18 protein-coding genes are annotated in these 17,884 nt (G+C 60.7%); 9 read left to right on the top strand and 9 right to left on the bottom strand.

Going from position 1 to position 17,884, the window contains the following annotated elements; all coding sequences use genetic code 11:
• The first annotated feature begins 106 nt into the window (after positions 1 to 106).
• From JO965_RS20400 to JO965_RS20385, 4 genes are all read left to right on the top strand, one after another.
• Positions 107 to 316 (top strand): hypothetical protein, encoded by a 210-nt coding sequence (locus JO965_RS20400; RefSeq protein ID WP_203440827.1) that lies wholly within the window; start codon positions 107 to 109, stop codon positions 314 to 316.
• Positions 317 to 368: 52 nt separating this feature from the next.
• Entirely contained in the window at positions 369 to 1,154 is a 786-nt protein-coding gene (locus JO965_RS20395) for an ADYC domain-containing protein (RefSeq protein ID WP_203440826.1), read from the top strand.
• A 75-nt stretch (positions 1,155 to 1,229) separates the two neighbouring features.
• Entirely contained in the window at positions 1,230 to 1,475 is a 246-nt protein-coding gene (locus tag JO965_RS20390; RefSeq protein WP_203440825.1) for a hypothetical protein, read from the top strand.
• 113 nt (positions 1,476 to 1,588) lie between these two features.
• On the top strand, positions 1,589 to 2,530 hold the full coding sequence (locus JO965_RS20385; RefSeq protein WP_203440824.1) for a D-alanyl-D-alanine carboxypeptidase family protein: 942 nt from the start codon (positions 1,589 to 1,591) through the stop codon (positions 2,528 to 2,530).
• 190 nt (positions 2,531 to 2,720) lie between these two features.
• Here JO965_RS20385 and JO965_RS20380 read toward each other — a convergent pair whose 3' ends face one another.
• Positions 2,721 to 2,996 (bottom strand): hypothetical protein, encoded by a 276-nt coding sequence (locus JO965_RS20380; protein ID WP_203440823.1) that lies wholly within the window; start codon positions 2,994 to 2,996, stop codon positions 2,721 to 2,723.
• A gap of 333 nt (positions 2,997 to 3,329) precedes the next feature.
• Between JO965_RS20380 and JO965_RS20375 the strand changes: the two genes are divergently transcribed.
• Together JO965_RS20375 and JO965_RS20370 are read left to right on the top strand one after the other, a co-directional pair.
• Complete coding sequence (locus tag JO965_RS20375) at positions 3,330 to 3,899, top strand: DUF1269 domain-containing protein (protein WP_203440822.1); 570 nt, start codon at positions 3,330 to 3,332, stop codon at positions 3,897 to 3,899.
• Between the two features lie 247 nt (positions 3,900 to 4,146).
• On the top strand, positions 4,147 to 4,719 hold the full coding sequence (locus tag JO965_RS20370) for an HdeD family acid-resistance protein (RefSeq protein WP_203440821.1): 573 nt from the start codon (positions 4,147 to 4,149) through the stop codon (positions 4,717 to 4,719).
• 9 nt (positions 4,720 to 4,728) lie between these two features.
• On the opposite strand, the gene JO965_RS20365 is transcribed toward JO965_RS20370, so the two are convergent.
• From JO965_RS20365 to JO965_RS20355, 3 genes are all read right to left on the bottom strand, one after another.
• Complete coding sequence (locus tag JO965_RS20365; protein WP_203440820.1) at positions 4,729 to 6,561, bottom strand: SLC13 family permease; 1,833 nt, start codon at positions 6,559 to 6,561, stop codon at positions 4,729 to 4,731.
• Between the two features lie 119 nt (positions 6,562 to 6,680).
• A complete protein-coding gene (locus JO965_RS20360; protein WP_203440819.1) occupies positions 6,681 to 7,883 on the bottom strand; it encodes a M20/M25/M40 family metallo-hydrolase in 1,203 nt (400 codons plus the stop codon).
• Positions 7,884 to 7,946: 63 nt separating this feature from the next.
• Positions 7,947 to 9,500 (bottom strand): AbgT family transporter, encoded by a 1,554-nt coding sequence (locus tag JO965_RS20355; RefSeq protein ID WP_203440818.1) that lies wholly within the window; start codon positions 9,498 to 9,500, stop codon positions 7,947 to 7,949.
• Positions 9,501 to 9,899: 399 nt separating this feature from the next.
• On the opposite strand from JO965_RS20355, the gene JO965_RS20350 reads away from it, so the two are divergent.
• Entirely contained in the window at positions 9,900 to 11,003 is a 1,104-nt protein-coding gene (locus JO965_RS20350; protein ID WP_203440817.1) for an AI-2E family transporter, read from the top strand.
• Here the strand turns inward: JO965_RS20350 and JO965_RS20345 are convergent.
• The 4 genes from JO965_RS20345 to kynA form a co-directional block, all read right to left on the bottom strand.
• A complete protein-coding gene (locus JO965_RS20345) occupies positions 10,897 to 12,738 on the bottom strand; it encodes a metallophosphoesterase (RefSeq protein WP_371826809.1) in 1,842 nt (613 codons plus the stop codon). The genes JO965_RS20350 and JO965_RS20345 overlap by 107 nt on opposite strands.
• Before the next feature lie 67 nt (positions 12,739 to 12,805).
• A complete protein-coding gene (locus JO965_RS20340; protein ID WP_203440815.1) occupies positions 12,806 to 14,140 on the bottom strand; it encodes an adenylate/guanylate cyclase domain-containing protein in 1,335 nt (444 codons plus the stop codon).
• A gap of 214 nt (positions 14,141 to 14,354) precedes the next feature.
• Entirely contained in the window at positions 14,355 to 15,548 is a 1,194-nt protein-coding gene (locus JO965_RS20335) for an aminotransferase class V-fold PLP-dependent enzyme (RefSeq protein ID WP_203440814.1), read from the bottom strand.
• Positions 15,549 to 15,563: 15 nt separating this feature from the next.
• Complete coding sequence (gene kynA, locus JO965_RS20330; RefSeq protein ID WP_203440813.1) at positions 15,564 to 16,394, bottom strand: tryptophan 2,3-dioxygenase; 831 nt, start codon at positions 16,392 to 16,394, stop codon at positions 15,564 to 15,566.
• A 181-nt stretch (positions 16,395 to 16,575) separates the two neighbouring features.
• Between kynA and JO965_RS20325 the strand changes: the two genes are divergently transcribed.
• A complete protein-coding gene (locus JO965_RS20325; protein WP_203440812.1) occupies positions 16,576 to 16,818 on the top strand; it encodes a DUF3297 family protein in 243 nt (80 codons plus the stop codon).
• A 95-nt stretch (positions 16,819 to 16,913) separates the two neighbouring features.
• Complete coding sequence (locus JO965_RS20320) at positions 16,914 to 17,216, top strand: hypothetical protein (RefSeq protein ID WP_203440811.1); 303 nt, start codon at positions 16,914 to 16,916, stop codon at positions 17,214 to 17,216.
• Between the two features lie 385 nt (positions 17,217 to 17,601).
• On the opposite strand, the gene JO965_RS20315 is transcribed toward JO965_RS20320, so the two are convergent.
• A complete protein-coding gene (locus JO965_RS20315; protein ID WP_203440810.1) occupies positions 17,602 to 17,868 on the bottom strand; it encodes a hypothetical protein in 267 nt (88 codons plus the stop codon).
• Positions 17,869 to 17,884 lie beyond the last annotated feature (16 nt).

The raw sequence follows: 17,884 nt of genomic DNA, 5'->3' as shown, positions 1-17,884 counted from the left end.
AATCTTAAGGCTATTGAATTCTCCAATTATTGTAACAATATTTAGTTTCAATAATAAGATCCGTTAAGGACACGCTCCACCAAAGGGGCCTAGAGAGGGACTTAACATGAAGATTCTCTATGTCCTGCCACTCCTGCTGGCATCGGGACTTTACGCAGCTGCAGAAGCGAATGCCGCCACACTCGATAACGGTCGCGGCCTGAATGGCCGAGGCCTCAACGGACTCGTTCTCAACGGTACGGTCCATGAGAGTGCGGCCGCAGGCCAGGCGATCACCGTCATCCTGAAGGATGGCGGGCGCGTGACCCTTCAGTAAGCTTCAGTGGCGGACCCTTGCCTTTCAGGCAAGGGTCCAAGGCCGGTTCGCCATGTCGACATTTGCGAATGCCCTTGCTCTCGGGGGGCTGCTTTCCCTGGTCTTGCCTATCCCTGTTCAGGCCCTGAATGGCCGCCTGGAGGCGGATCGGGGCGAATTCCGGCTGCGGCTCGATGACGGGCGCGTGCTCGAGCGGCAAGCCCTGATTGGCACCCGTGTTGTCATTCGGAGCGGCACACAGGACGTGACGCTGCTGATTGACGCGGTCGAGGAAGAGAACTCAACGTCTGGCAAGCCGATCGTGCTCTACCGGCTTCTCATCGACAGCCCAGAGGGGCAGAGATGGCATGACGCATGCGAACCCGATACGCGTGGAAGACGGTTGGGCCTGCCTCTGCTGAAGGAAACCGGAATCGCCATCACCTGTACGAGTGGAGCGGAGGGCAAATGCATCCTCATGGGCTATCGGCCTTGGGAGGCTAGTGCCAATGCACCGATGCGCGATCTTCATGCCGCCTGCATTCATCTGGTGCGCGCCGATTATGGCGGCGACGATCATGCGACGACCCGTGATGGCACGGTGATCGATGTCTATGACCGGTTCGGCATCCAGAAACCTGAGACCACCGATTCCATGCCTTTCGAGGCGGCCTGGGGAAAGCACGGCGCGGTCTGCGTTGCCCATCCGCGTATCGCGCAGAATGTGACGCTGGACGACTTGGCGAAAGCCTATCCGCGGCTTCGCGACACGCTCGGGTCTGAAGCCTGTACAGAGGAAGCCATGCGTGGGCATCCCGAGGTCCTTCTGTTCAACCGTTCGGCTCCGACTGCGCCCTGAAGGGGCCACTCCTGTGCCTCCCGCCACGGGTGTGATATGTTTTCAAGCCCAAGGTCTCATCATGGGGAGGGATTCATGCAATCGGGCATGGTCCTCATCTGGATCGGCGCACTGCTTATCGTGGCAGGGATCGTGCTCGCGGCTGGTCAGGTCCTCTGGAAGGGACGCCTGAGCGAGCCGCATCGCATGGGCCCGACGGGTTCTGGCACAACGCTGGAACCACGGGAGAGAGTGCGCGCCCTGCATCCCAAACACCATTGGCCCAGCATCCTCCTGGTCGCACTGGGCATCATCCTCATGCTGGCTGAAACGGCGATCTGACAGGCGCGAGGATTGTTTCCAAACCGCCTCGCAGCAGCCCGAAAGTGGTAGAGCGGGGAGATTTTCGCCCTCGGGCGCTTGCGTATGGCCGCGGTTCGGGCAACGATCCGCGCATGAAGCCGCTCTCGATCCTCTTGGCTGCCGGCCTTCTCCTGATGCCTGCTTCGGTCGGCGCCTCTCCCATGCTGCTTGTGGATGCGTCCTCCGGCGACATTCTCGCCGCTCAAGAAGCGACCCGCTCCTGGCATCCGGCATCGCTCACCAAGATGATGACGACGCATCTGGCGCTTATGGCTGTCAGGTCGGGCCGCGTCAGCATGGACACGTCCATTGTCCTGAGCCCGAAGGCGGCCGCTCAGGCTCCGACGAAGCTCGGGGTGCCACCGGGCGCGTCTCTCCGGCTGGAGGATGCGCTCACCGTTATCATGGTCAAGAGCGCCAACGACGTATCAGTCGCGATTGCGGAAGCCATCGGAGGCAGCGAGGAGGCCTTCGTCGCGGCGATGAACGCTGAGGCGAAACGCCTCGGAATGACCGGGACCCGGTTCGTCAATCCGACCGGCCTGCATGATGACCGGCAGGTGACCAATGCACGGGACATGGCCGTGCTCATGCTGGTGCTCCTGAGCTACCATGCCGATTACATGGATCTTCTCAGGACGCCGTCCATAACGGTCAACGGTCGGTTGCTCAAGAACACCAACAAGCTGGTCGAGGATTACGCCGGCCTCGAGGCTTCGAAGACTGGCTATGTCTGCGCCTCTGGCTTCAATGTGGCCGTCTCGGCCCTTCGCGGGAGCCGACGGGTCATCGGCGTGGTCCTCGGGTCGCCCAGTGCGGCGACACGGACACTGGTCATGCGCGAGCTTCTCAACACCGGTCTGGCCGAGGGGAAAAGCCCCGTTGGCAATCTGCGCACGACGAAGGCCGCAGCACCTGCGCCTGCTGCGGACCTGCGTCGTCTCAAATGCGGCCGACAGGATCCGGCACGATTGGAAGCCAAGGCCGCTGGAAGCGTTGCGAAGCGGACGGAGGTTCAGCCGCTTCAGCGATGACGAAAGGCAAGACTCGAACTTCCAGCCACGCTTCGGCACATGCATGCGCAAGACAAATAATCCGGTCGCTACAATCGTAGCCGGAATTCACGGATGCCGCGCGATCGCCAGATCCTGAACAGGCAAGTCACATGTTCAAGCGAATGCTGAACCTGTCAGCAAGCAACGGCTCCCTGTTGGCGTCAGGCCGTCAACGGCAATACAGGTTGCCGTAAGCATCCCGATAGGTGCCATAGGGGCATTGGGTGCGCGGGGCGGTTGCCGCGCCGACGATCGCGCCGCCGGCCGCACCGACGGCCGCTCCGGCCAAGGCTCCGCTCGCCCGTCCCGTTGCCGCGCCGCCGACGGCAGCACCGGCGAGACCGCCAACAGCGGCGCCGCCAACTGCGCGTTCTCCTGGCGTGGTGCAGGCGGTGGCGGAAAGCATGAGCGCACCCGCCGCGATGGCTGTCATGATTGTCCTCATTGCACTTTCCCTCCTGAGTTCCGGCTCTCGATCCGGTGACGGAATAAGCTCGGATATAGCCTCACCCGACATTCCGAATTTGGCTATTCGGGAAATCCCTGGATTCTCGTGGTGCAAAGCCTGACCTAAGGCTGCAACGTCGCCCTCCCAGGAGGTCTCCCCCACAATGGCCAAGAATTCATGGCTGCCACGAATGATGCTACGAAGCATATCAAGGTGGAATTTTCAGCCTTACCTCATGATAATCCTGATCCCGCCTCGGGGTTGCACCTGATGGACGTGTCAGGAACTCGCACTACTCTCCGGAGGCTGGCGCTACGGAGGAGGCATCTCATGGCCGAACTGGTGGTCGTTGGATTCGACAACCCAAACGATGCAGACCGCGTTCTGACCGAGCTGACGCGTATGCAAAAGGAATATCTTATCGATCTGGAAGATGCTGTCGTTGCGATCCGGGGATCAGACGGCGCCGTGCGCATCAAGCAGAGCACGAATCTCGTGAAACTCGGAGCAACCTCCGGCGGCCTGTCCGGTGCGCTGTGGGGCAGCCTCATCGGATTGCTGTTCCTCAATCCGCTCGCCGGTCTTGCCATCGGCGGCGCAGTCGGCGCAGGCTCGGGAGCCTTGTCGGGCAGCATGATCGACTACGGCATCAACGACGACTTCATCAAATCCATCGGTGACACTCTCCAGCCCGATACATCCGCCCTGTTCCTGCTGATCCGTAAATCGCAGCCCGAGAAGGTGCTGGCCGAGCTTTCGGGGTTCAAGGGGCGCATCATCCGTTCCTCTCTGTCGCCGGAACAGGAAGCCAAGCTTCAGGCTGCGCTGTCGAAGGCGCACGCGCCGAGTCCGAGTGAAGGTGTGGCGGCTGCGGGCTCGATAGCGGCAGGGGCGCCGTAGACAGATCCGGAAGTTTAAAGCGATACGAACATGCTCTTTCCGTACCCCTGCCAGGGCATCGGAAAGATGGAGATGGGCTGTCTTAGGCCTCTCTCCATGTCACTTGCATGAACGTGCTCGGGCCCTTCTTGTTTGCGCTCCTCTGTGCTTGGAGTAGCATGACTTACGGTCCTTATTGCCCGCAGACATCGAATGTCGTCCGGGCAATCAGGAACCGATGCGAAGGTTGAGGTGGAGGGAGGGCGCGATGGCCATATCGTTGGACGCAGCGGCGGAAGTGTTCCGCGAAGCGATGCGGGACGCCGTGAAGCGTTATTCGCTGTGGTATCTCGTTGAGGGGTTGCTTCTCGTTGCCGCCGGCTTCCTTGCGATTATCTATCCGATTTTCTCGTCGACAGCGGTTGTCGTTCTGCTCGGCTGGCTGCTGGTGATCAGCGGCCTGCTGCAGGGACTCAGTCTCATCAGTGCACGGCATGTGCCGCATTTCTGGCTGCAGCTGATCTCCATCTGCCTTGCTATGCTGATCGGCTTCCTGTTCCTACGCGACCCGGCACAGGGAATGGTGACGATCACGCTCCTCCTCATCGTCTTCTTCATGATGGAGGGTATTTCCAAGGTCGTGTTCGCATTGACGATCCGGCCGTTCCCCCATTGGGGATGGGTGCTGGCAAGCGGCTTGGTCGGTATCGTGCTTTCCCTTATCCTGTGGGTCAATCTGCCGGTGACGTCAGTCTGGCTTTTAGGATTTCTGCTTGGGTTAAATCTGATCAGCGTCGGCTCGGCGATTGGCTATCTCGCTTGGCAGGTGCGGACGAGCTGAAGGAGCGGATCAGAACCGCCAGATCAATGGCACCAGGAAGACCGATACGACGAAGAACCAGATGAGCAGGGGCAGTCCCAGCTTCCAGTAATCGCCGAACGCATAGCCTCCCGGCCCCATGACCATCAGGTTCGTCGGGGTTGCGATGGGAGTCAGGAAGGCACCGGCCGCGGCAACTGCGGTGCTCATCAGAACGGGACGAGGCGAGATGCCCATGCTTGTCGCGGCTGCAACTCCGATGGGAATGACGATCAGCGCGGTCGCCGTATTGCTGATGAGCTGTCCCATGATGGCGGTCAGCACGAAAAGGCCAGCGAGCAGGGCCAAGGGGCCAGCATTGCCGATCATGGAGACGAGGCCCTCGGCCATGAACTGGGCTGCTCCCGTCTCCACCATCGCGATCGACAACGGCATCAGCGCGCCAACCAGGATCACCGTCGTCCAGTCGATGGCGCGATAGGATTGCTCGACAGTCAGGATCCGCGAAAGGATGATGGCGCCGGCAGCGAGAAGGCCCGCGACGGCGGGCGGTATGAAGCCGGTTGCGAGCAGTATGACCATGCCGAACAGGATGGCGATGGCTTGGTAGGCCCCAGGTCCAAGGGGCACGGCCTGGCGCCGCACCAGTTCGGGCGAGTTCACCACCAGCACGTCCGGATCGCTGAGATGGACGTCGAGAGCCTTCCAGGTGCCCTGAAGCAGCATCGTGTCACCGGCATGGAGGGTGATGCCGCCACGACCGGGATTTGGCTTTCCAGTGTCGATTTCGGCTCCCGCGCGCTGCACGGCGAGAACGATGAGGTCGCCACTGTCGGTGACCATGCCCGGAAACACGGTGTGACCGATGAGGCCCGAGCGTGGCGGGATCACCACTTCCGCGAGGCCGGACTGGCGGTTGAACAAGGTCTCTTCACCCTGACCCACGGTCAACTCATCGCGAAACGAGAGATGCATCTGCGCAGCGAGGGCCGCGGCGGCTTCGGCATTCCCACGCACGAGCATATGGTCTCCTTCCCTCACGGGTCGGCGAAGCGGAGCGGCGCTCTCCCCGTCCTGGACAGCGACGAGTTGCATACCGGAAAAGGCCGAGAGATCGATGTCCGACTGAGAGAGGCCGACAAAAGGCGAGGTTGCGCGCACGCGCATTCGGAGGATGCCGTCAGCGAGACCATATTGCTCGACCAGTGTCTTGGCATGACGGCTGAGATCGGCCGGCATCTTGGCGCCGTTGCGCTGGGGCAGAAGCCGTTCGCCGAAGAGGATGATGATGGCCATCGTGCCGGCGAGCAGGGGAACGCCGACGAGGGCGAATTCGAAAAAACCGAATTCACCGACGCCAGCCTCGAGCGCCGCCTCCGAGACGAGAACGTTCACCGGCGTGCCGGTCAGCGCAAGCATCGATCCCGCATGGGCGGAGAAGACGAGCGGCATCAGGAGCTGCGACGATTTCCGCTTGAGGCGCACCGCCATGACGACCACGACCGGCAGCAGAGCGGCGACTGCGCCGTTGACGCTGATCAAGGCGGTCAGCACGGCGACGAGGCTCATGGTAAGAAGGAGGAGGCGCGTCCGGCTCTCGCTGCCGGCGCCGCGGATCAGAAGCTGGCCCGCCCAGGCCGTGACCCCCGTCGTCTCGAGGCCCGCGCTGACAATGAAGAGACAGGCGATGAAGATGACGGCGGGATCGCCGAAACCGCCCAGTGCCTGTCCCAGAGTGAGAACCTGCGTCATCCATAGCGCCAATGCTGTCGCCATGGCGACGATGACGACCGGCAGCTTGTTCCAGATGAACAGGGCGACGGCGGCGGCGATGATGACGGCGATATACGCTAAGGGACTCAATCGCTCATCTCCTCATTAGGCCGTCCGGAGGTACCGCTGGAAAACACGAAACGGATATGGCGCCGAAGCATGGGCCGACGATTCATGTCTGGAGCGATTGGAGCGATGTCGACACTCACCTAGTCCTCGATCGTGGCTAACAGCAGCGCGAGGCGGCATCCCGTCGCGAATTCCGGCAGGTTCACGTATTCCTTGATAGTGTGAATCTCTGCCTGGCCGGCGCCGATGGTGACGGTGGGGACGCCGTGCTTGTCGAGCCAATTGGCATCGAGGCCGCCATTCGAGAACAGGTAGTTGGGCTTGAGACCGAGCATGGTCATCGCCTTGGTGGCGCGCCGCACCACAGGGGCGCTCTCATCCAGATTGAACGGCGGATAGGACGGCTTGTGCGTGAAAGCCACCCCGGCCATGTCGCCCTCATGGTCCTTCACCGCTTCCCGGGCCTTCTGGAAGGCCCCTTCGAATCCTTTCGCGATGGCCGTGGCAAAGGCGGATGTCGGGCTTCTGGCTTCTCCTTTGATGTAAACGTAGTCGGTCACGACATTCGTCGCATCGCCTGCGGCCTTGCCATCCTTGCCGCCGAAGATTCCGACATTGCTCGTCCCCTTGCCGTCGGTCTTCACCACCTTGCCGAACCACCCTTCGCGCTTCGCCTCGGTCAGGGCGACGGCGCCGACCAGCGTCGCGGAGATGCCCTTTTCGGGCGCCACACCCGCATGCGAGGCCTTGCCTTTGATCTCGACCTCCCAGTTCTCCTGGCCGACCGCACCGACAATCAGATCGGACGGGTCCTGGCCATCGACGTTGATGCACATCACCGCGGCGCCGAGATCGGCAGGATCGAGCTCGCGCGCACCGTGCAGGCCGCTTTCCTCACGCACCGTGAAGAGCAGCGTAATCGGCGGGTGCGGTAGGTTGTGCTTCAGGAGCGTCTCAGCAAGGACGACGAGGATCGCACATCCGGTGCGGTTGTCGCCACCGAGAGCGGTGGTGCCGTCTGAGACGATGCGGTCGCCTTCACGCCGTGGCTTGGCACCGGCGCAGAGAGGAACCGTGTCGAGATGGGTCGAAAACAGCAGATGCGGGCCGGGCCGGGTTCCAGGCAGATCGACGATCAGGTTTCCCGTTTCCGTCGGGACGGGAATGCGCTTGTTGACTTCATCGAAGCGGATCGCAGAAGCCGGCACGCCTGCCTTCTTGAGCGCATCGGAGACGGCCGCAGCGATCTTGGCTTCCTGCCCGGTCACGCCTTCAACGGACAGAAACCGCATCAGGTGATCTTCCGCGGCGGCGATATCGAGGGGAATTGCAGAGCTGCTCATCGTCTCATTCCGTTGCTTGCGGTTGCCTCATCCCGGCATGGGCGGACGACCTTTGGCATCAGCTCACAGCCCCCAGGGGAGCCCGAGCATCTGCCAGATGGCGAAGAGGGCGGTCCAGAGAATGAAGATCCACACGACGTAGGGGAGCATCAGCGACACGACGGTGCCGACGCCCGCGGACCGGTCGTATTTCTGCGCGAACCCGACAACGAGCGCGAAATAGGCGTTCAGAGGCGTGATCGCATTCATCGGCGAGTCACCGACGCGATAGGCCGCGAGCACAGCCTCTGGCTCAACTCCGAGCTTCATGAGCAACGGCACGAAGACCGGGGCGAAAATCGCCCATTTGGCAATTGCGCCGGTCAGCAGCAGGTCGATGATCGCGACGACGACGATGAAGCCGAGCAGCAGCGGCAGTGCGCCGATATTGGCTGCCTGCAAAGCGCCCGACAGGCTGAGCGCCATCACTGTGCCCATGTTGGTATAGGTGAAATAGGCGACGAACTGGCTCAGGACGAAAAACAGGAAGATCGTACCGCCCAGACTCGTGACCGACTTCTCGATCGCGGCGATCACCTCGGTCAGTGTCCTGAGAGTGCCGGCGCCGATGCCGTAGGCCCAGCCCGTGACGAGGAACATCAGCATGATCAGTGCAATCAGCCCATTCATGAAGGGCGAGTTGCCGATGAGCTCACTGGTCTCGGGATTCCGCAGCGGTGCACCCGAGGGAATGGTGAGGAGGCAGAAGACCGCGATCAGCCCGAGCATCCCAATGCCGGCGAAACGCAGGCCGCGCGACTCTTGCTCTGAAAGTTCGGCGCTCTGCTCCGTCGTGGTTCCATCCGCTGCCAGATTCGGATCGTATGTCCCCAGGCGCGGTGCGATCATGCGGTCGGTAATGAAGGCGATGATAACGGTGAGGAACAGCACTGAGGCGATTGAGAACCATAGATTCGAGGCGAGGCCGATGGAGCGGTTGGGATCGACAAGATGGGCCGCGTCATTGGTGAATTCGACGAGAACAGCGTCGAGAGGCTTGATCAGCATGTTGACGGTAAAAGCGGCTGCCACGGCCGCGAAACCAAGCGCGAGGCCGGCTAGAGGATGCCGTCCGACGGCCAGATAGGCTATGCCTGCGAGCGGAATCAGGACCAGATAGCCAGCGTCGGCCGCGATGCTGGAGAGGATTCCGACGAAGGATAGAATATAAGTCAGCGCCCAGTCCGGCGATACGATGACGAGCTTGCGGATCAGCGCGGTAACCAGACCGGACTCTTCTGCCACTCCGGCGCCGATCATGGCGACAATCATGAGTCCGACCGCCGTGAAGCTCATGAAGTTCGGGATCAGCGACGAATACATGAAGCGGATGCCGTCCGTGGTCAGCAGACTGCGTATGCCCGTGGTAGCGGTCTCGACCTGATGCGTGTCCGGGTTGATGCGTTCGAAGGAGATGGTCGCTCCGAACAGGCTGAGCACTGCCGAGAGCACGATGACGATGCCGATGAGGATCAGAAAAATGACCACAGGATGGGGAACCATGTTCCCCACGCGTTCGACACCGTCGAGAAACCGCTGCATGACGGTTTTCGACGCCACTTCCGTGCTGCTCGTCATATCCAGCCCTTGAGCCGACAGAGCTCCACTACAGGAGAAAGACACACAGCTACTTTAACTGGCCGGTTGCCAGCAATAATCGGCACCGGTGAACCTACTTCAGTTGTCTTTCGCAAACGGCTTGGAATTCTAAAATGGGAACAAGGATCATATAAGGAGAAAACATAGTCTCCCAGGGGAAAAACCCTCATGCGGATCGTTAAGTGTGCGGATTATGGTCTCTTTTCTATGTCTTGACAAGGAATTAATCTTGAGTTGCTGATGGGATCAGATCGTCTTCCGACCTGCGATCGGGAGCCAGGACCTGTCATTCTTTGACGTCGACGCAGGGCCGATGGCGACAGGTGGCAACCGATCGAGCCGCTGTTCTCAGATGCCAAAGCAATCGGGAGAGACGACGTGGATCGGCCTCAAGCTCCCTTGGAAGAAGCGCATCGCGTACCCTCTGACTTTGGCCTGACGCATTGGGCTTTGATCACGCTCGTGATCCTGGCTTTTCTTGGCGCGATCTATGTCGCCGAGGGGGTGATCGCTCCGGTTGCCTTCGCGCTGTTCCTGATCGCCGTCGTCTGGCCGCTGCAATTCCGTCTCCAGACCTACGTTCCTCGCCTCATCGCCTTGGCGATCAGTGTTCTGGTGCTCGTGATGGCGTTCAGCGGCTTTGCCTGGCTCACCGTCTGGGCCTTCGGTCGCGTCGGGCGTTGGATCCTCATCAACATGAGCCGGTTCCAAGCGCTATACAATCAATTGGCGCTCTGGCTCGAGGAGCAGGGGATTGCTGTGGCGAGCCTCTGGGCTGATCACTTCAACATCAGCTGGATCGTAGGCCTTATGCAGAAGCTCACCGGCCAGGTGAACACGACCTTGAGCTTCTGGCTCGTCGTTCTCGTTTACGTCATCCTCGGATTGCTCGAGGTGGAGGGAACAGCCAGGAAGATCGAAACTCTGCCGAACCATCGTATCGCGCGGGTCTTGCTCGCTGGAAGCAAGGAGACGGCGGTGAAGATCAGGCACTACATGGTGGTGCGAACTCTGATGAGCATTCTCACCGGCGCACTCGTCTGGGCCTTCGCCGTGGTCTTCGGCCTGCCGCTGGCGCAGGAATGGGGCGTCATTGCCTTCACGTTGAACTACATTCCGTTCATCGGCCCTTTCATCGCGACTCTGTTTCCGACTCTGCTCGCGATGGTCGAATTCGACACGTGGCAGGCGGTCATCGTGGTTTTCGCCTGCCTGAATGTGATTCAGTTCGTGGTTGGAAGCTATATCGAGCCGCGACTGTCCGGCAGTGTGCTCGCCATGTCGCCCTTTGTCGTGCTGTTCTCGATCTTTCTCTGGACGTTCCTATGGGGCTTGCCGGGAACCTTTATCGGTCTCCCGATCACGATTGCCGTTCTCACCTTCTGTGCTCAGGATCCATCGACGCGATGGGTGGCGATCCAGCTCGGTCCACCGGAGGAGGAGGACCAGCCGATTCCTGACCATTCTCATCCGGAAGGTTGACCTTCACGCGCTCGGGTGCCGCGAGCTTCAACTCGCCGCCACCGACCGCGAGGGTATGAACGAAGAAGGAAACGCTGCCACTCTGTACCGGGTTCATCACGGGAGAGGAGGCGGAGACGATCCGAACGCCTCCGCATTGCCCGATCCATTCGGTATGCCGGTGGCCGTGGAACACCACCAGCCTTTCGGCGAAGGGACGGAGCTGCCTGACGAACCAGGAGCCGTTGATGAGAGCCGTCCCAACGCGCTCTGAGAATGCCTTCGCCGGCGTCGGATATTCCACGAGATGGTGGTGGAGTGCGACGATCCAGCCGGCATGCGGATATCGCTCCATAGCCGAGATAAGGTCCTGCGCCTGAAGCACAGATATGATGCCAAGGGCATTCGTGAAGGAAAAATGCGCCTCGGCGTTCGAGTTGAGAAGCACCGCGCCGATCCCGTCATCTGTCTTCGGTGGAAGGATCAGGGGGAACACATCGTCCCAGATCTGAGCCAGCCGTAGAGATTGGCGGATTCCTCCTGTATCGGCAAAGGCCTCGATGTCGTCTCTGTAGGGCGCCAGCCTTTCCGTGAGCGTGGGGCCGAGGCGTCCGGCCTCGGAATCGAAGCAGAAGATTCTGTCTCCATGCAGAGCCTCGATGGCGGAGAGAGTGCGCAATTGGCGAAGGCGTTTCCCGGGACTTGTCGGCAGCTCGAGTCGGGCGGGATTGGCGCGGTCGACGACATTCACGTCATGGTTTCCGGGAAGGATCAGTGTGCGCTCGGCAAGTCCAGGATAGACCGCGACGATGTCCATGAACTCCGCCCATTCCGCCGACCGGCCGGCATCCGTCATGTCGCCGGTGATCAAGACAAGGTCCAGAGGATGTTCTGTGTGCAATGCCTCCAGCCGATCGAAGACACGGCGCATTCTCTCGTTGCCCTGAGGTCCTATCCGGCCGCTTTCGATCCGGAAGCCGTATTGCTCTCCAACTGCATGGAGATCGGACAGATGTGCGACGCGCCAGGATCGAGCCTCCGATGGCATATCGGAAAAGACCATGAGATCGGCTGGCCGTCCCAGCGCAGCATCGGCAATCGCCCACACCAGGGCAGCTCCCATGACATAGCATCCGACGATGACCACGGCATTGGCGAGGGCAGGGACGATCAGCTGGTGCGGTGTCAGGACGTCTCCCGCTTCACCGACCCAGCGCGACGCGGGCCATGCAAGGGTGACGAACCAAAAGGACAAGGCGCTCACCAGGATGCCGCCCCCGACTGCCGCGATGGCATAAAGATGTGTGTGCCGACGGGGCCTGAGATCCGGACCGAGCTTGCCGATGATGTGCCGCAACCCTTCCCGAAACAGCGCGTAGATGGGCTGAACGGCCAGTGCATTGAGGGACCAGAAGCTCTGTTCGGCCGCGCGCAACACAGGCTTGCCGCCGATCCACGCCAGAATGAGGAGGCCACCGAGGATCAGCAGGGACCAGAAGCCCGCCAACGCAGTCGCGACCTGCGCAGATATTGTGGTCGCCCAGCCCAGAATGACCAACGGCGCAAGCCCGAGGAGGATGGCAGGAAGACCGATCAGCATGATCCAGGCGAGAAAGAGCTTCGGAAGGCTGATTTCCGCGAGAAGCCGTCCGCCGATGGCAACAAGGGATCGGCTGTTGGTGCTCGCGATGTCATCCTCAGCATCGCCAAGGCGCGGATCGATCAGCATGGGCTTCCACAGATGCGTTCGTGGCACTGAAGTCGGCTCCTGCATGTTCTCCCACCTGCCAAGCGCTGCCGCGGCGGTCCGAGCTGCCGCGAGATCAAGTGTGCATTCCCGTTCCCTTAAGAGTTGAAACGGCATAGAGCGGCATGCGCTCACTCAATCCCTTGAGTGCAAAATCGCCTCTTTCCTCCAGCGGCAGATCGGATCCGGCGACAAGATCACGTACCGTCCGCGAGACCAGAACGTTGCCGCCATCTGCCTGGGAGGCGATCCGGGCCGCGATGTGAACCGCAATGCCGCCGATGTCGTCGCCCTTCATCTCGATCTCGCCGGTATGGACGCCACATCGGACATTTAGGCTCAAGGGATACAGCGCATCGATGATCGCGCTCGCACATCGCACGGCGCGAGCGGGACCGTCGAAGGTCGCCAGAAACCCATCGCCGAGCGTCTTGATCTCCCGTCCTCGATAACGGTCGATGGCGTTGCGGACGATCCGGTCGTGTTCGCTAAGGAGCGCGCGCCAGTCGCGGTCGCCCATTGCTTCTGCTTTCCCGGTGGAATCCACGATGTCCGTAAACAAAACGGTAGCCAGCACGCGGTCCGGTTCGCTCGCGCTATGCATGCCGGTGAGGAACTCCTCGATTTCGTCGGCTAGCGGATTCACGTTTCCAGCCCACATCACATGATCGATGCCGGGAAACTCGACATATTGCGCTCCTGCGATGTTGGCTGCGAGATAGCGGCCTCCCTCCACATTGACCCGTGTATCGCCCGCGCGATGCAGGACGAGCGTTGGCACGCGGATCACCGGCAGGATATGACGCACGTCAATCTGGCTGTTCATCCGCATGAGCGTGATGACGGCCGAGGGGCTGGCGCCCAACCGCTCGAAGCGGGCCCACCATTGCTTGAAGCGCTCGTCCGTCATCTTCGTCGGTGCGAAGGTGCTGAGACTTTCACCCTGCCCCCAGGACTGGTCGATCTTCGCCAGCAACTGCTCGAAACGTTCGGGCGGCAGCACCCATGTATGGAAATCAGCATAGGTGCCATAGAGGATCAGGGCCTGTGTCCGTTCAGGATAGGTTGCCGCAAAAAGCATGCTCATTGCACCTCCCTCGGAGATGCCGAAGAGAGCGGCTCTCTTGCTGCCCACGGCGTCCATGACAGCGCGCACGTCGTCCATGCGCTCTTCGAGCGTCGGCAGGTTCCCGAGACGGTCCGAGAGCCCGGTGCCACGCTTGTCAAAGAGGATGAGACGGCTGAAGGCACTCAGGCGGGAGAGGAAGTGAGCCATGTTCGGCTCCTCCCAGTAAAGATCGAGATTGGAGATGAAGCCTGGGACGAAGACCAGATCGAGCGGCCCCTGGCCGACCACCTGATAGGCGATCCGAAGGTCGCCGCTTCTGGCGTAGTGCGTGTCGACCGGCATGTCCTGGCTCCGAAACTGGCTGTCCAACGCGATCGTCGGAAGCAGGGGCATTCAGGTGGAGTCCGATGCTCCAGAGCAGAGACAAATGCTCTGCTCCGTGCCGCGTCATGTCAAATCGAAAAGCCTGAGAAACAAGATCATCCAGGATAAGCAATAATGTTCCATCGTCCCCCGGCGCGCTTGATGGGGTGGCGAATGGGGATGGCTGTCTTCTTCAAGCCGCCGACGATCTGCTGGGTGGGAGGGATTCCAGCGCGCCCGCCTCGTCGATACGCCGCACGAGATCGTCCACTTCCTCTTCCGTCTGATAGATGCCGAAGCCGAGGCGCAGGCGTTGGCCACGCACGTCGGTCACGGCGCGCAATTCCGCGAGGTCGCGATAGATCGCCTGCGCCTCCGGCGTCTGGAAGGTGAGGAAATTACCGCGCCGCATCTCGTCGGCCGGCACCACGAGCGAGGCGTGGTCGAACAGGGCTGAATCGCCGACGCGACGCAGGAAGTGCTGCTGCAGCGCCTTGGCGTGTGCATGAATGATGCCGGGCGTGATGCCCTCGTCCGCGAGCCAGCGCATCACTGCGTTGAAGCGATAGAGACCCGAGGGATCGAAAGTCGCGCCCATGAAACGCCAAGCATCGTCGCTGTAGCCGACCTGTCCGTTCTGCGCATTGGTGAGGTTGCCGAAGGCCGCGTACCAGCCGGTGTCTCGCGGGCGCAGGCCCCATCCAGGCGGGCAGTGCATGAAGCATGCTCCTTCGCCTGCCATCGCATATTTGTAGCCGCCGGCGATGTAGAATACGCGTTCCGCAATGCTGCCGAGATCCGTCGGCCGCGCCATGAAACCATGATAACCGTCGATCACGATCATCGCGCCATCGCAGGCGCATTCCGCTAGCCGGCGCCCATCCGGTGCGAACCCTGAATTGAAGAAGACCTGGCTGACGAAAACGAGATCGTAGCCTTCCTGCGCAGCCGTGAAGAAGCGGTCCTCGAAAGTTGTGAAGGGTTCGGAGGGCACGCGCGTGACGTCAACGATCCGTTCTTCCTCCAAACGCGCGATCTGGCGCGTGAAGGAATGAAATTCTCCGTCCGAAGTGAGAATGCGGATTGGGCGATCCGCGGGGAAGCATGAGAGAATGCGCTTCAGGAATTCATGGGTGTTCGGCGCAACCGCGATAGTCGAGGGGGCGGGCAGATTGAGGTGCCCGGCCACATGGCCGCGAAACTCTTCCAAAACAGGACCTAGAACATGCTCCCATTTGTCGTCGATGAGACGGGCGGCATCGTCCCAGGCCTGGAGCTGCGCGTCTCGCGTCACATCCGGCCAGGGATGATGGCTGTGGGCTGCAAAGTGCAGGCGGTCCGGCTCGGTGTTGAGGAAGCGGAAGAAATGCGAGCGAAGATCAAGCATAGCGCATCTGCTCCATCAAAGCTTGCCGCGCACGGACCAGAGTTCGGGAAAGAAGTAGCGCTCGAGCGCCTTGCGCAGATAGGTCACACCGGAACTGCCGCCCGTGCCGCTGCGCATGCCGATGATGCGCTCCACCGTCTTCATGTGCCGAAAGCGCCATTGCTGGAAAGCATCCTCGAGATCGACGAGTTCCTCGGCGAGTTCGTAGAGATCGAAATGCTCACCCGCATGGCGGTAGATTTCTTCCCAGATGGCTTCGACGCCTGGATGGGCTGTGTAAGGCTGCGTCACGTCGCGGTCGAGGACCTCCGCAGGAATCGCATAGCCGCGCCGTGCTAGGAGGCGTAAGGACTCGTCATAGAGGCTCGGCGAGCGATAGGCCGCATCGAGCTGCTCCGCAAGGTCGCTCCGGTGGCGGTGCGGCGCCATCTTGATCGGATCTTTGGCACCGAGCTTGAACTCCACGAGGCGGTATTGCCAGGACTGGAAGCCGGAGGATTTGCCGAGCGCCGGCCGGAAGCTCAGGTAATCGGAGGGTGTCATGGTCGAGAGCACTGTCCAGGCCTGAATCAGCTGCTCCTGAATCCGGTTGATGCGCGCGGTGCATTTGAAGGCGGGCTGCAGTTCATCGGCCCGGATATGGGCCAGCGCCGTATCGAGCTCCCGGTTCAGGAGCTTCAGCCAGAGCTCCATCACCTGATGGATGGTGATGAAGAGGAGTTCGTCGTGCTCGGCCGTCAGGGGGATCTGCGCGGAGAGGAGTGTGTCGAGCTGGAGATAGTCCCCATAGCTCATGCCTTCTGAAAAATCGGTGTGAATCCCGTCTGTCGCTGCGGACAAATCCATCTCCCTGATCTGCCTCCGCTTCCTCGCGGATTGTCGTGTTATTACCTTGGTTACCCTAGAAGGGTTCAACGAAAGTAGGACATCCCGAGAGGCTTGTCACGTCAGGTAAGCCGGATTTGGCTTTCGCATTCTGAGAGGGTAGGTTGCCGCCCCATATGACCCGTCCTGGAGACACTTTCGCATGACCGACGCGCTTCCCGACCGCCTGTCCTCAAACCCGAACAGCCCCTATTACAACGAGGAGTTGCTCGCAAAAGGGGTGGGTATCCGTTTCAACGGGGCCGAGAAGACCAACGTGGACGAGTATTGTGTCAGCGAGGGATGGATCCGCGTGACCGCGGGCAATGCCAAGGATCGCTTCGGCAATCCCATGACCATCAAGCTCAAGGGCAAGGTCGAGCCATTTCTGCAGGTCGGGGAATAATATCTTATGGTCTGATAGAGGACTGGACGCGCAGACGAGCGCAGGCCAAGATCCAAGATGAGCTTGTCAATCGGGGAGGGGTCCTCGGGAAAGGCTTGTCCTGGATGGCCGGTGGCTGGCGGCGAACGATACTGGTGGTGGCAGGCTGGCTCCTCACTGCGCCGGCCTCGGCCCATAGCTGGTATCCGACCTGGTGCTGCGACGATCATGATTGCCGCGAGCTGATCGAGGCCATGGGCGAAACCGTGACCGAGACGGCGGAAGGCTGGAGGCTCTGGGACGGGCGCCTCATCGGGCGAGACTACGCCAAGATGTCTCCGGATACGAAATTCCACATCTGCGAGGAGCCGACGACGAGGGCGATCATCTGCTTCTTCGCTCCACAGGGATCGTCGTGACGTCTTTGGCCGGAGAGACCGAATCTTCCAAAAAGAAAGCGCCCGCTTTTCAGGGGCGCTTAAGGTCCGACCCGTAGGGGCAAATATGAAGGTCGGTGGCCCTATCTATTTGTGGAGTAATTTGGCCAAATTGTGACGGTTCGTGACGCCAATGAGGCGTGTCAATAGAATAGCCGCGATATTCTGACGCCACTGAAGAGTTAATTGCAAACTATTGGGGCTTGATACGGCGTAATATATGATTTATGTCGAGCCAGCCGTAGGGGCAAATACGGTTTTAAGGGTCGCGAACACGGTCGTTTAATGACTGGGCGCGGCCCTTTTCTCTATATGGCTATCTTTTCTCTTTATTGCTAGTGTCGACTACCTCTGAGAATAAGATCCGTTACTTGGCCTTGCTGCGCACGGCTTGCAGCCGCTCCATCGTCGCCTTGATCTCTTCCGCTGCTTTCAGCCCACGGATGCCGATCACCCCGCGATCGATGCTCCGCCCGTTCTCGTCCTTCCGTCCGTTGAAGAAGATGTCACGTTGCTCTTTGGACATCTTGAGAACGGTGCGCGCCTCTGTCTCGATCCGCCATTCCTCGGACCAGGTGCTGACGGATTGGCCGGTGAATTCGGAGGTGGCTTTGGTGTCGCGGGAATAGGTCATGTCGATGGTTATGACA

This window comes from Microvirga sp. VF16, from assembly GCF_016864375.1.
GTDB lineage: Bacteria > Pseudomonadota > Alphaproteobacteria > Rhizobiales > Beijerinckiaceae > Microvirga.
The sequence above is the reverse complement of the archived record's forward strand: the minus strand, read 5'-3'. Positions and strand labels throughout refer to the sequence as shown.

Coding starts and splice junctions, on each gene's coding strand:
- JO965_RS20400 (WP_203440827.1), top strand. CDS start 107: ATGAAGATTCTCTATGTCCTGCCACTCCTGCTGGCATCGGGACTTTAC.
- JO965_RS20395 (WP_203440826.1), top strand. CDS start 369: ATGTCGACATTTGCGAATGCCCTTGCTCTCGGGGGGCTGCTTTCCCTG.
- JO965_RS20390 (WP_203440825.1), top strand. CDS start 1,230: ATGCAATCGGGCATGGTCCTCATCTGGATCGGCGCACTGCTTATCGTG.
- JO965_RS20385 (WP_203440824.1), top strand. CDS start 1,589: ATGAAGCCGCTCTCGATCCTCTTGGCTGCCGGCCTTCTCCTGATGCCT.
- JO965_RS20380 (WP_203440823.1), bottom strand. CDS start 2,996: ATGAGGACAATCATGACAGCCATCGCGGCGGGTGCGCTCATGCTTTCC.
- JO965_RS20375 (WP_203440822.1), top strand. CDS start 3,330: ATGGCCGAACTGGTGGTCGTTGGATTCGACAACCCAAACGATGCAGAC.
- JO965_RS20370 (WP_203440821.1), top strand. CDS start 4,147: ATGGCCATATCGTTGGACGCAGCGGCGGAAGTGTTCCGCGAAGCGATG.
- JO965_RS20360 (WP_203440819.1), bottom strand. CDS start 7,883: ATGAGCAGCTCTGCAATTCCCCTCGATATCGCCGCCGCGGAAGATCAC.
- JO965_RS20355 (WP_203440818.1), bottom strand. CDS start 9,500: ATGACGAGCAGCACGGAAGTGGCGTCGAAAACCGTCATGCAGCGGTTT.
- JO965_RS20340 (WP_203440815.1), bottom strand. CDS start 14,140: ATGCCGGTCGACACGCACTACGCCAGAAGCGGCGACCTTCGGATCGCC.
- JO965_RS20335 (WP_203440814.1), bottom strand. CDS start 15,548: ATGCTTGATCTTCGCTCGCATTTCTTCCGCTTCCTCAACACCGAGCCG.
- kynA (WP_203440813.1), bottom strand. CDS start 16,394: ATGGATTTGTCCGCAGCGACAGACGGGATTCACACCGATTTTTCAGAA.
- JO965_RS20325 (WP_203440812.1), top strand. CDS start 16,576: ATGACCGACGCGCTTCCCGACCGCCTGTCCTCAAACCCGAACAGCCCC.
- JO965_RS20315 (WP_203440810.1), bottom strand. CDS start 17,868: ATGACCTATTCCCGCGACACCAAAGCCACCTCCGAATTCACCGGCCAA.